This is a genomic window from Streptomyces bottropensis ATCC 25435 (assembly GCF_000383595.1).
Lineage (GTDB): Bacteria > Actinomycetota > Actinomycetes > Streptomycetales > Streptomycetaceae > Streptomyces > Streptomyces bottropensis.
Map to the genome: position 1 here is coordinate 193,606 of NZ_KB911581.1, position 12,176 is coordinate 205,781.

Below are 12,176 nucleotides of genomic sequence, written 5' to 3' on the forward strand. Positions count from 1 at the left end.
GGTCAGGGGCTCCCGCTCGTGTCCAGCGCGTCGAGGACCTGCCCCGCCGCGTACCGGACGCTGCGGGAGGCGGGTGACCGGGAGAGCGCGGTGAGGGTGGCGAGCAGATCGACGCCGGGGGGTGCGGCGGGCAGTTCCCCGCACCCGTCGACGTGACGACCGATCCCGTACAGGGCCTCGCGGCGGACGTCTTCGGACGGGTCGTCGAGGTGGGACAGGAAGAGGGCGACGTCTCCGTCGTCGTCCTCGTCCAGGAGGCTGAGGACGGTCGCCCTGACCTCCTCGGACGGGTGGCCGATCAGGCGGCGTACGGCGGGGCGGGTCTCGGGGTACTCGGTGAGCGCGTTGCGGGTGTGCCGGAGGTTCGGTCCGTCCGTCGTCAGGCTGCCGAGCAGGGCCTCGGCCGCCGCCCGCCGCTGCGGGGGCGGCAGTTCGTGCCCGCCCAGATGCTCCAGGCCCGCGAGCGCCCCGGCCCGCACCCGCTGGTCCGGGTCGCGCAGGAGCGGCAGCAGTGTCTCGGTGGCCCCGGGTTCCGCGAGTTCGCCCAGGGCGGTGGCGGCGGTCGCCCGGACGTCGGGGTGGCCGAGACCGGGGCCCGGGTCGGGCCCGGGACCACAGACGGCCACCGCTCCGATCCACCGGACCGCCGTCGGCGTACCGATGGCGGCCAGCGCCCGTACGGCGGCGGGGCCCGATCCCGGGTGGTCGAGCCACCGCACGGCGGTGGGCACGGCACGGACGTCGCCCCAGCCGCCGAGCGCGCTCAGCAGGCGGGCGGCGACCTCGGCGTCGGTCTCGGTCTCCAGCGCCGACAGGAACGCGTCGGCCGTACCCGAGGGGCGCAGGACCGGCAGGAGCGACTCGGCCGTGCCGGTCCGCCGCAGGGCGTGATGGAGGGCGTCGACCGGTCCGGACAGCCGCAGGGCCGACAGCAGCGCGTCGGCCGGGCCGTGTCGTGGGTCGTCGGCGAGGATCCCCACGACCACCCGCCGTACCTCGGGGCACTCGTCGCGCAGGCCGGTGAGGAGCGAGTCACGCAGCTCGCGACGGTGCCGCGCGGGCAGCATCTCCAGTGCTCGTGCGCGGGAGAGTCCGTGGCCGTGGCGGGCGGCGTGCAGGAGCTGTTCCCGGACGGGTCCCTCGTCCCGCGAGGCGTGGAGCGCCCGCTGCGCATGCCCCCACACGAGGGGCTCGGTGTCGCCCAACAGCCTGACGAGCACCTCCGGTTCGACGGTCTCGCCCCGGGCGCGCAGGCCCAGCAGCGCGTTGACCCGCAGATGCCGGTCGGTGTCGTCCGACAGCCGCCGCAACGCCGCCACGACGTCGGGCCCGCTGAGCCCCAGCCGCTCGGCTGCGAGCGAGGCGCGGCGCCGTACGGCCGGATCCGCGTCCCCCATCAGCGCGACGACCACCGCGCCCGCGCCGTCGCCCCCGACCGGCCCCAGCCACCCGAGCGCATGCGCCGCCGCGGCCCGCACCACGGCCGCGGGGTCCTGAGCGGCCCCTGCGACGGCCTCCCCCACCCCGGCGACCACCTCCCCGTACGCGGCGGCCCACCGTCCCACCCGCCCGAGCCCTTTGACGGCGGCGGCCCTCCGCCCGGCTTCCTCGGTCGTCAACTCCCTGAGGAGGAAGCCGATCTGATGAGCCGCACCATCGGCTCCGCCACCCCTGACAACCCCCACGCGTCCCCTCCGAGTCCCCCGCGCGCCCCGCTGCGAGCTAGTCGTCGCCGTCGCCGTTCCGGTCGGACGAGGTCTTGTTCGCCTTAAGTACCAGCTCACTCAGCACGTCGGTCGCCCCCGCCACACCGCGCGCCCAGAGCGGAGCGTCGCCCCGCGCCGTCCAGTGGACGCAGATGCCGCCGCCGACGGCGAGCAGGACCAGGAGGGACAGGACGAGTACGAGCACGGTGGTCATCGCTCTCTGTGGTGGGGGCCGTGGCGTCGGCGGTCCCGGACTCCTCGGTACTCCTCGGTCAGCTGTACGGCAGGGGAGACGCGTGTACGGGGGAGCAGGTTCCGCCGACGATCCGGCCCGCCGCTCGGGCGCGCTGCCGCTGCCTCCGGTCGCACCCCCGTTGTCAGTGGCCCGCGGTACGTTCCGGGCATGGGGATGTACATGGTGAGCCTCGGCAGGCAGGAGTGGTTCGAGGCGGGGGAGGAGCCCGAGGACGGCTGGGGGCGGGTCGCTTCCGCGCTGAACGACGAGCTTCGGCGGCGGGGGCTGCCGGCCTTCGAGCCGATGCCTGAGGAGACCGGCTTCGTCCGGGGCTCGGGGCTCGCCTTCGAGGAGAAACTCGTCCCGCCGATGCAGGGTTTCCTCCGGCTGGCCGAGGCGCACCTCACCCGTGCGGAGACGGAGACCCTCTGCGGGTGGACGGTGCTGGTGCCGCTGTCGCTGGAGGAGGACATCCGGCTGGACGGCGTCGAGTCCGGCTACGCCGAGTCGACGACGGTCGCCGGTGCTCCCCAGGTGCTCGCGCTCGCGGAACGGCTGGCGGCCGTCGTCCAACTGCCGCCCGAGACCCCACAGATGTGCGACAACCTGGATCTGACCACGTGGCTCCTCGACGGGTCTGCCGCGAAGCTGACCGCGCGGCGCCCCGGCCCGTGGGCCGACGACCTCGACACGGCCTTCTACGTGGCCCTGTACCTGCGCGCCGCCCAGCACGCGCTACGACGCGGCTGCCCGATCGTCTTCTCCTGACGCCGTGCGGACACCGGTTCCCGGCTCCCGGCTCCCGGGCGGGGGGAGTGAGCGGGGCCGTGCACGTCCGACGCGTCGCGCACGGCCCCGCGCACGGCCCCGCGGCCGGTCACCGAGCGGCGGTCACCGTCCGCCCGTCACCCTCCCGAGGAACGCCGCCAGCGTGTGCGTGGCCGTGTTGTGGGCCGTGGCCGCGAAGAGCGGGTCGAGGTGGTTCATGCCCTCGTCGGTCTCGTAGGCGGCGTACGGGACGCGGGACTCGGCGACGACGCGGCGGGCGCTCTCCACGGCGGTGCCCCGGTAGGCGCTGGTCTGGAAGGCGTAGAGGGGTATGTCCAGGCCGGGGGCGTGGCGCAGGCGCAGACCGAGGGAACGGGCGAGGCCGGTGTCGGCGTAGGCGTCGCTCACGTCCAGGTCGACGGAGAGCCGCGCGGGCCAGTACCACTCCCACACGCCGGGCATGGGCCCCGCGTACGCCTCGGCGACCCGCCCGATCGGTGTGATCCCGGCGTCGACCCACCCCCGTACGCCGGCGGCGTCGGCATCGGCCTCGGCGGCGAGGTGTCCCGAGTGGACGCTGATGTCGTTCGGCCAGCCGAAGCCGGCGTCGACGAAGGTGCCGAGCAGCGCGGCGTTCGTCACCGGGAACGGCACCCGCAGCGCCTCGGGAACCCGCTCCTGGAGGACGGACCGCCCCTCGGGGTCGTGCCGGGCGTACCACCCGGCGAGCTGGTACCAGATCTGGGTGCTCTCCGCCCGGTCGCCGAGGCCGACCGCGCTGAGGGCCCTGTCGAAGACCTGCCCGCCGGCGATCGCCGCGAGCCGCTCGCGCACCTCCTCCGGCGAGTCGTGCACGGGCGTCCCGCTCCCCTCGAACGCCCCGCGCACGCCCCCGTCGAGGACCGCGAGCCCGGCGAGATCCCGGTAGCCGGGCCGCCCGCCGAAGTCCCAGGCCGCGTACGCCATCGCGGTGGTCGCGCCCCAGGAGTGCCCGCCGAGCACGACCCGCCGCCGCCCGCCCGCGCGCGCGGCGCGCACGACGCACCGCAGGTCGTCGAGGGTCTGCCGCAGCCCCCACCGCCCGAAGTACCCGGCGTCGGCGGGCTCCAGCGTCCGGTACCGCCCGTCGAGGTAGTACCCGGCGGGGTCCCCGTGGCCGCCCTCGAAGCCGCTCCGGTCGGCGAGGTTCTCCTCGCGCCGGTCGACGGCCCACACCTGGACCCCGGGCACCGAGGCCACCAGGTCCCGGGCCATCAGCCGGAAGTCGTTCGCCGCGCCGAACATCCCCGGCACCAGCACCAGCACGGTCCCCGTGTCCCGCGGCCCCACCTTCAGCACATGCACCCGGTCGCTCCCGACGGGTCCGCCCCCGGCCCCGGCCGCGATCGGCACATACGCCTCACCGTCCCGGCGGACGGCGGCCGAGGCATGTCCGCCCCCGGCCCCGATGCCCGCGAGCACCAGCCCTCCGCCAAGCCCACCACGCAACACCGCTCTACGCGCCAGACGCTTCGTCATCTCCGGTCGTCTCCTTGGAAGTTGGGGGGTAACGACACCGGCCCCAGCTTCCCCCGGCGGGCGCGCGGGCCGATCACCGGGGCACCGGATCGGACGGTTTCCGGCGGATCGGCGTATGTCGGCCCGTGGCGCACTAGAGTTTCGCCTGCGTCGAATGTGCGGCATGTCACATGGGGAGTGGGTGGCGGGCGCAGGGGGCCCGGCATGCCCGTGTGCGGGGATTGGGGACTTCATGCACGAGATGGTCAAGGGCGCCAACGTCGGGTTGGCGGGGCTGAGCGAGAACGTCGACTCGGTGAGCGTGACGCTGGGGTGGGCCAGTTCGACCGGCGAGGGCGACGCGGACGTCTCGGTCATGCTCGGCGAGCACGGAAAGGTGCGCGGCGACAGCGACTTCTACTTCTACAACAACCCGGTGGCCGCCGACGGCAGTGTGCAGCTCCTGGGCAAGAAGCCCGCCGGGGAGGGCAGCGAGGACCAGATCGTCTTCGACCTGACGGCGATCCCGGCGGACGTCGAGCGCATCGTCGTCGCCGCGAGCCGCTACGAGGACGCGCGCTTCGGCGAACTCGACGACCTGCGCGTGACGTTGGCGGACGGCTCCGGCGAGGGGCTGCTCCGGTTCGCGATCGACGACGCCGGATCGGTGAGCGCGTTCATCTTCGGCGAGCTGTACCGCCGGGCGGGCGAGTGGAAGTTCCGGGCCGTGGGCCAGGGGTACGACACCGGCCTGGCGGGCCTCGCGACGGACTTCGGCGTCGACATCGACGACGCGCGTGAGGACGACGACACGGGTGAGTTGACCGGGACGACCGGCACGGGGACCGAGGGCGAGACCGGCGCCGGGGCCGACGTCGACGAGGGCGCGGGCATGGGCGCAGACCCGGGCACCGGCACGGGCATGGGCACGGGCATGGGGGCCGAGGGGACCGGGGCCACGACCGCGCCGGCGACCGCGGCCGTCGAGCAGGCGTCACCCGCCGCGGCGGGCCTCCCCGGCGTCCCCGCGCCCCGGCAGCCCGGCGAGGACGCGGAGCCGACCGGGCCGAAGAAGGCGTCCGCGCGCCCCCGTACGGCCAAGAAGAAGGTCACGCTGCCCAAGGCGGTGAAGAAGTCCCTTGCGGAGAACGACTCCTGGCGGGAAGCCCGGCTCTTCCCGGTGTCGGCGCTGAAGAGCGACCGCGACCGCGAGATGCGGGCCACCTCGGTGCTGCTGTCGGTGATGGCGCAGGTGCCGGAGTTCGGCAGGAGGCTGACCGCCGCGTTCGGGGCCCCGGCGGGCCGGACGGAGACGTTCACGGAGGTCTCCCTGCCGCACGGCGAGACGCCGAGGCGCCCGGACGGGGTGATCCGGGTCGAGCGGGCCGGCAAGCTGTGGACGGCGCTGCTGGAGACCAAGACCAACGGCAACGCCCTCAGGGCCGAGCAGGTGCAGGCGTACATGGACATCGCCGCACGCCGTGGCTACGAGGCCGTGATCACGCTGTCCAACGACGTCGCGCTGGAGGGCAGCCCGCTCGTCGAGGTCAAGATCGACGGCCGCCGCAAGCACAAGGTCGCCCTCTGGCACCTGTCCTGGGCCGAGGCCACGCATCAGGCCCAGATGCTCATCCGGCACGAGGGCGTCGGCAACAGCGCGCACGCCTGGCTGCTCCAGGAGCTCCTGTACTACCTCCAGCACGAGAACTCCGGCTGCCACGGCTTCCAGAACATGGGCGCGGCCTGGGTCCCCGTCCGCAACGGCATCGACGACGAGACGCTCTGCCAGGGCGACCCGCGCACGCTGGAGGTGGTCGAGAGCTGGGAGCGGCTCATCCGCCAGGTCTGCCTGGGACTAGGCGGTGAACTCGGCCAGAAGGTGCTCCCGGTCCGCCGGGCCAGGCGCGGCACCGACCCCGGGGTCCGGCGCGCGCAGATGGCGGACGAGCTGTGTCTGCGGGGGATGCTGCAGTCGGAGGTGCGCATCGAGGGGACTCCGGGTGTCCTCGCGCTCAGCGCCGATCTGCGGACGGGCAAGCTGCGTACGTCCATCGAGATCCCGGCACCCGAGCAGGGCTACCCGCTCAACTGGGCCAAGCGCCTGGTCAGGCGGCTGGCCGAGGCGCCGGCGGACCTTCATGTCGAGACGCTCGTCGAGGGCGAGTCCGGCGGCCCCCGAGGCACCCTGGAACGGCTGCGCCCCGAGCCGGCGGACCTGCTCCCGGCGAACGGGGCGCAGATCACCGGCTTCCGGCTGTCCCTGTTCAAGGGCATGGGCAGCACCCGGGGCAACGCCGAGTCCGGTTTCATCCGCAGCGTCGACGACGCCGTGCACCGGTTCTACGCCTCGGTGGTGACCCACCTCGACCGCCCGGCCACCCGCCGGAACCCCGCCGAGGAACGGACCGTCCCCGCCGCCGGCTGACCCGCGGGCTCGGGCCCCGCCCGATGGGCTACGTCTCCTCGTCGAGGGTGATCGCCGCCGCCGGGCAGACGGCCGCCGCCTCGCGGACCGCCGGGTGGTGCGGTGGGGCGGGGGCCGGGGTGAGGAGGACGACGACGCCGTCCTCGTCGCGTTGGTCGAAGACCTCGGGGGCGATCAGGACGCACTGACCGGCGCCGCAGCAGGTCGTCTCGTCGACGCGGACCTTCACGCGGGGTCCCTCCTGCCCGGCCGGCGGGGCCGCTCGGCGGGGCTCACCAGCGCACCGGTACGTCGCGCAGGCCCCCGACGAGGAGGCCCTCGACCTTGCGCAACTCGTCCGCGGGGACGGCCAGTTCGAGCGTGGGCAGTCTGCGCAGGAGGACTTCGAGGACGACCTGCAGCTCGGTGCGGGCGAGGGCCTGACCGAGGCAGGAGTGGGGCCCGGCGCCGAAGGTGAGGTGCGGGTTGGGGCTGCGGGTCAGGTCCATCTCGTCCGGGGCGGCGAACACGCGGACGTCCCGGTTGGCGGAGGACATCCCGCAGAACACCGTGGTGCCGCCGGGCAGCAGCTCCCCGCCGAGGTCCACGTCCTCGCTCAGATAGCGCCGCATCCCGAAGGCGCTGAGGTTGGCGTCGAAGCGCAGCACCTCCTCCACCGCCGTACGGACGAGCGCGGGGTCGGCCAGCAGCTGCTCCCACCGGCCCCGGTCGGCCAGCAGCAGCGCGGCCATCTTGCCGATCATGTTGGCGGTGGTCTCGTGGCCGGCCACCAGCAACCCCATGCCGGTGGCGAGGAGTTCGGCGTCGGTGAGTCGCTCGGCCTCCGGCAGCGCGGCGCTGTCCACGATCAGCATGCTCAGCAGGTCCTCGCCGGGCTCGGCCCGCTTGGCCGCGACGAGGTCGGCCATGTAGCGCGCGAACTGCGTGAACGCCGTCCCCGTCTCCTCCTTCGAAAAACGGCTGACGTTCAGGAACGCGTCCGACCAGCGCGAGAAGCGGTCCCGGTCCTCGGCCGGCGCGCCGAGCAGGTCGCAGATGACGTACACCGGGAGCGGGAAGCCGAGGGCCGCCTTGAGGTCGGCGGGCTGCCCGCGCTCGATCATGTCGTCGAGCAGGGCCTCGGCGATCCGCGTCATGCCCGGGCGCAGGGCCGCCATGCGTTTCGCGGTGAAGTACCGGCCCACCTGGCGCCGCCAGCGCAGGTGCGGCTCGCCGGTCTCCGGGATCGCCAGCGCGTACTCCGGTGACGCGTCGGCCGCGACGCCGCCCGAGCCGTCGGCGGACAGACGCGCGGCGTCGTCCCCGGCGCGCGGGCGGGTGAAGCGGGCGTCGGCGAGGAGGGTGCGGACGTCGTCGTAACGGCTCACGAACTTCGCCCGGTCGCCGCTGGGCAGCTCGACCGTGGCCACCGGGCACCGCGCGCGCAGCCGCTCCCAGGCGGCGGGCGGGTCCAGGGGGCCGTCACCGGTCATCGGCAGCCGGACCACCTCGCCGTCCGTCGCCTTGGCGCCCGTCGTGTTGCCGCTCGTCGTGTCGTCGCTCGTCTCGATCTGGCTCATCTAGGCATCTCCTGGTGGGGGAAGGGGAGATGGCAATGCACGCTACACAGGTAGTGCATCGTGCATCAACAGTGCATCATGCACTATCTGTGCATGGCGCAATCTCGACGTAGGCTGTGAGGGGTCGACGAAGGCCGGAGAGTCAGGAGGAGAGCGGTGGATGCCCGAGAGGCGGGGGAGCGCATCGAGCGGGAGCTGCTGATCCTTACCCGGAACCGTGAGACGTCGACGCCCCGCGGCGTCCGCGACGGCGGTGCCCTGGACCGCAGCGCCTATGTGCTGCTCACCAGACTTGAGGCCCAAGGGCCCATGTCCATCCCGGACTTCGTGGAGGCGTTCGGGTTCAACGCGTCCACGTTCACCCGGCAGACCTCGGCGCTCCTGCGGGAGGGCCTGGTCGAGCGGACCCTCGACCCCGACGGGGGAGTGGCCCGCAAGTTCCGTGTCACCGACGAGGGGTCGGCGCGTCTGGCGGCCCAGCGCGAGGAGTTCGTCACCGGCGTCACCGGCGTCATCGCCGACTGGCCCGCCGAACGCCTCCGGCGCTTCGTCGCCGACCTGGAGCGGTTCAACACCGACATCGAACGCGTCAGCGGACGTTCCTGGCCACGCCCGATGGCCGACGAGCACTGAAGGCCGCCGACCACCGACCGCGCCGGTCGTCCTCGTCAGCTCACGCACACCAACCCGAGCAGGCACAGCCCCGAGGGTGACGTCGTCGCCGTGTCGGAGCTCGAACCGTCGGACGCGCCGGTGCCGTTGCCGTTGCCCGTACCCGAGCTGTTGTCGTTGCCGTTGCCGTTGCCCGAGTCCGCACCGGTACCGGTGTCCGAGCCGGTACCCGTACCCGTGCCGGTGTCCGACGAGGAGCCGGAGCCGCCGGAGTTGCCGGAATCACCGGTGGCCGGGGGTGTCGTCGCCCCGTCCGTCGGGCTGCCGGTGTCGGTGCTCGTGTCGGCGGCCGTCCCGCCCTTGCCCGAGGTGCCGGTCCGCGCGCGTTCGGCGGACGGCGTGGCCGACGCCGTGTGGGGCGCGTTGGGGTGCTCGGCGCGGGAGCCGGACCTGTTCGCGGCGGAACGGTCGCGCGGGGTGTCGCCGGACGGAGTCCACGGGGTGGGGGCGTCCGCGGTGCGCCGGGCGTCGTCGGTCTCCGTCGCCGGCGTACGGCCGCGCTGCGAGCCCTGCTCCTCGACGGAGCCCAGGTTCTCGGCATCCGGTGCCGTGGCCGCCTGGGTGCGGTCGGTGGACTGCCGGTCCATCCCCAGCACGGTCAGACCGCCGCCGACCAGCGCGACCGCGGTCGCGACCACGGCCCGGCGCTGGTTCTTCTTCCACCGCGCCAGCTGGCGCCGCCGAGCGGCCCGGCCGTGCGGCGTCACCGGAACGCCCTCCGTGTCCACGTCCACGTCCACGTCCGTGTCCGTGTCCGTGTCCATGTCCGCGGTCACGTCGGCGTCGAGGTGGGCGCTCCCGGTGCCGGACACGGGCGCGTCCGCCGGGAATCCCTCCACCGGACCGTCGTACCCGCCCCCCTCCGCCACCCCGTAACCCCAGGCGGGGAGCATCACCGACCCGGTCGTCGCCCCGGCGGGCCGGGGCGGGGCGACATGGCTGTCGATCGTGGCCGGGGCTATGTCCGGCGCGTAGGCGCCGCACCCGGGACACACGAGGGCACCGTTGAGATGTCGGCGACATGAGGAGCAGTAGTCCATCGAGGTCTTCCTGTGTTGACACGCCGTCGACCCGCCGGGCCGCGGCCCGGCCACGTCACGTTCGCACGTGGGATCGAGCGGATCGAGCGGTCAGCAACGCTAACGAGGCATTCTCAGAGCTGTGTGCAGGCTGTGTGACGCTCCTGCGTGGATTCGCCGGGGACTTGGCGACCGTCCCGCAGGGATGTACCGGCATGTGTGTGCCGCGTGTTCACCGCTCCTTTCGTCGAATTCCGCCGCAACAGGCAACCCGCACACGTCATTTACCGGTCTCACAGATTGCTCACAGGGCGGAGGGTTCGAGTCCGGTCGGCCGAGGCGTGTTGGGGTGCGTCCGTGCCACCGGCCGTCGTCCGTGGGTTGTCCAGTCCGATGCCACCGACCATGGCACTCGCAGACGAGGAACCGATGACCAGCCAGATGACCAGTCCGACGAACAGCCCGAATCCGGGGAACGACGGGGCACCGGAGGGAGCGGCCGTACAGACCGGCCAGCACCGCCTCAGCCGCCTGAAGCGCCCCGGCCTCGCGGCCCTGGCGTCCCTCACCGTGGTGGCCGCCGTGGCCGGTGCCGCCCCCGGCGCCGGCGCGGCGCCCGCCGCCACGCCCGGCAAGCCGCAGCTCAAACTGATCGCCGCGTCGAAGTCCGTGACCCTCACCCGCTACGAGTGGGACGAGGGTGTCCAGCTGCAGCTGGGCACGTACCTCACGATCGACAACGCCCCCCTGGAGTTCCGGGTGACGCGGAAGTCGTACAAGGACCCGATCGTCGCCCAGCAGATCCTGCGCAACGGCAAGACCGTGAAGACGAAGACCCTGCCCAAGGGGACCGTCAGCGACTTCTCCGGGCTGACCGGCTTCCTGGAGGTCTCGGTCAAGGACGCGTCCGGGAAGGAGGTCCTGAAGAAGAAGCAGAACTTCTGCCCGAACAACGCGTCGGGCCGGATCCGGCCGGACGCCCCGTCGACCAACCACTATCCGCAGAGCTGCTCCACCAACCCGTGGACGCTGGGCTCGGTGTGGGGCGTCGAGAAGGGCTGGGCCGCCAACACCACCACCTCGTACTACGGCGAGGACGAGGTGCAGCTGCCGGAGGGCGAGTACACGGCCAAGGTGGGCGTGGCGAAGAAGTACCGCGACCTGTTCGGCATTCCCGACACCCGGCCGACCATCAAGGTGACGGTGCGGGAGGACAAGGGTGACGAGGGCGACGGCGGCGGCGCGGGCCTGGCCCCCTCGACGTCCTCGTCCTCCTCCCACCACGGCGGTCACGGCGGCCACGGCGCCGGCCACTCCGCGCAGTCGGCCCCGGCCGGTCAGCCGGCCCAGGGCAATCACCACTACGGCCCGCGCGGCGCCGACGCCCCGACCCCGCCGGAGCTTCCCTTCGCCCTCGTCGACCGGGGCATCGCCAAGCACCTGGGCGACGGCGCCGGCCACACCGACGGCTCCCGCATCGCGCCCGCCCTGAAGGCCAACGCCAAGCGGCCCACCGGCAAGGCGGGCGTCGCGAAGAGCGTCCCCAAGCCGGACCTGCGGTCGCTGCCCGCCTGGGACATCGCCATCACCGACGGCGAGGACGGCGACGTGGCCGGCAAGGACTACCTCGCCTTCAGCGCCAACGTCTGGAACGCCGGCCCCGCGCCCCTCGTCGTCGACGGCTTCCGCAAGCCCGGCGCCGACCTGATGGACGCCTACCAGTACTTCTACGACGCCAAGGGCAAGCAGATCGGCTACGCCCCCACCGGCACCATGGAGTGGGACCCGCGCGAGGGCCACGAGCACTGGCACTTCACGGACTTCGCCAGCTACCGCCTGCTCAGCGCGGACAAGACCAAGGAGGTGCGCTCGGGCAAGGAGGCGTTCTGCCTGGCCAACACCGACGCCATCGACTACACGGTGAAGAACGCCAACTGGGACCCGGACAACACCGACCTGTCCACCGCGTGCGGTTCGCAGGACGCCATCTCCGTGCGTGAGGTCCTCGACGTCGGCTCCGGCGACACGTACACCCAGTACCGTCCCGGCCAGTCCTTCGAGATCACCGACCTGCCGAACGGCACGTACTACATCCAGGTCATCGCCAACCCGGAGAACCGTCTCCAGGAGACCAACCACAAGAACAACGTCGCCCTGCGCAAGGTGATCCTGGGTGGTACCCCGGGCGCCCGCACGGTGAAGGTTCCGCCGCACCACCTGATCACCGCGCCGTGACGCACGTGTCCTGACGCACGTGTCCTGACGCACGTGTCCTGACGCACGTGTCCTGAAGCG

Annotated in this window: 10 protein-coding genes; 4 read left to right on the top strand and 6 right to left on the bottom strand. The window is 73.2% G+C overall.

Annotated features, from left to right (window positions below):
• Window positions 1-2: 2 nt before the first annotated feature.
• The gene (locus STRBO_RS0100875; RefSeq protein ID WP_005483269.1) at window positions 3-1,685 is read right to left on the bottom strand and encodes a HEAT repeat domain-containing protein; all 1,683 of its coding nucleotides are present in this window, start codon (window positions 1,683-1,685) and stop codon (window positions 3-5) included.
• A gap of 37 nt (window positions 1,686-1,722) precedes the next feature.
• The gene (locus tag STRBO_RS0100880; protein ID WP_020113620.1) at window positions 1,723-1,920 is read right to left on the bottom strand and encodes a hypothetical protein; all 198 of its coding nucleotides are present in this window, start codon (window positions 1,918-1,920) and stop codon (window positions 1,723-1,725) included.
• A 189-nt stretch (window positions 1,921-2,109) separates the two neighbouring features.
• Between STRBO_RS0100880 and STRBO_RS0100885 the strand changes: the two genes are divergently transcribed.
• Window positions 2,110-2,709, top strand: coding sequence for a hypothetical protein (locus STRBO_RS0100885; RefSeq protein WP_005483271.1), 600 nt, complete (start codon window positions 2,110-2,112; stop codon window positions 2,707-2,709).
• Window positions 2,710-2,832: 123 nt separating this feature from the next.
• On the opposite strand, the gene STRBO_RS0100890 is transcribed toward STRBO_RS0100885, so the two are convergent.
• Window positions 2,833-4,227, bottom strand: coding sequence for an alpha/beta fold hydrolase (locus STRBO_RS0100890; protein ID WP_037626884.1), 1,395 nt, complete (start codon window positions 4,225-4,227; stop codon window positions 2,833-2,835).
• Between the two features lie 232 nt (window positions 4,228-4,459).
• Between STRBO_RS0100890 and STRBO_RS0100895 the strand changes: the two genes are divergently transcribed.
• A complete protein-coding gene (locus tag STRBO_RS0100895; protein WP_005483275.1) occupies window positions 4,460-6,631 on the top strand; it encodes a TerD family protein in 2,172 nt (723 codons plus the stop codon).
• Between the two features lie 28 nt (window positions 6,632-6,659).
• Here STRBO_RS0100895 and STRBO_RS0100900 read toward each other — a convergent pair whose 3' ends face one another.
• Window positions 6,660-6,860 carry a ferredoxin gene (locus tag STRBO_RS0100900; RefSeq protein WP_005483277.1) on the bottom strand — a complete coding sequence of 67 codons (201 nt, stop codon included), beginning with the start codon at window positions 6,858-6,860 and terminating at the stop codon, window positions 6,660-6,662.
• Between the two features lie 43 nt (window positions 6,861-6,903).
• Complete coding sequence (locus tag STRBO_RS0100905; RefSeq protein WP_005483279.1) at window positions 6,904-8,190, bottom strand: cytochrome P450; 1,287 nt, start codon at window positions 8,188-8,190, stop codon at window positions 6,904-6,906.
• A gap of 156 nt (window positions 8,191-8,346) precedes the next feature.
• Here STRBO_RS0100905 and STRBO_RS0100910 point away from each other — a divergent pair, with 156 nt between their 5' ends.
• Window positions 8,347-8,823, top strand: coding sequence for a MarR family winged helix-turn-helix transcriptional regulator (locus tag STRBO_RS0100910; protein ID WP_005483281.1), 477 nt, complete (start codon window positions 8,347-8,349; stop codon window positions 8,821-8,823).
• Between the two features lie 35 nt (window positions 8,824-8,858).
• Here STRBO_RS0100910 and STRBO_RS0100915 read toward each other — a convergent pair whose 3' ends face one another.
• Complete coding sequence (locus STRBO_RS0100915) at window positions 8,859-9,902, bottom strand: SCO2400 family protein (RefSeq protein ID WP_005483283.1); 1,044 nt, start codon at window positions 9,900-9,902, stop codon at window positions 8,859-8,861.
• A gap of 384 nt (window positions 9,903-10,286) precedes the next feature.
• On the opposite strand from STRBO_RS0100915, the gene STRBO_RS0100920 reads away from it, so the two are divergent.
• Window positions 10,287-12,116, top strand: coding sequence for a lysyl oxidase family protein (locus tag STRBO_RS0100920; protein ID WP_028796403.1), 1,830 nt, complete (start codon window positions 10,287-10,289; stop codon window positions 12,114-12,116).
• Window positions 12,117-12,176 lie beyond the last annotated feature (60 nt).

Bases quoted from the DNA above. Each gene is read 5' to 3' on its own strand.
- STRBO_RS0100880 (WP_020113620.1), bottom strand. From the start codon at position 1,920: ATGACCACCGTGCTCGTACTCGTCCTGTCCCTCCTGGTCCTGCTCGCC.
- STRBO_RS0100885 (WP_005483271.1), top strand. From the start codon at position 2,110: ATGGGGATGTACATGGTGAGCCTCGGCAGGCAGGAGTGGTTCGAGGCG.
- STRBO_RS0100890 (WP_037626884.1), bottom strand. From the start codon at position 4,227: ATGACGAAGCGTCTGGCGCGTAGAGCGGTGTTGCGTGGTGGGCTTGGC.
- STRBO_RS0100895 (WP_005483275.1), top strand. From the start codon at position 4,460: ATGCACGAGATGGTCAAGGGCGCCAACGTCGGGTTGGCGGGGCTGAGC.
- STRBO_RS0100905 (WP_005483279.1), bottom strand. From the start codon at position 8,190: ATGAGCCAGATCGAGACGAGCGACGACACGACGAGCGGCAACACGACG.
- STRBO_RS0100915 (WP_005483283.1), bottom strand. From the start codon at position 9,902: ATGGACTACTGCTCCTCATGTCGCCGACATCTCAACGGTGCCCTCGTG.
- STRBO_RS0100920 (WP_028796403.1), top strand. From the start codon at position 10,287: ATGGCACTCGCAGACGAGGAACCGATGACCAGCCAGATGACCAGTCCG.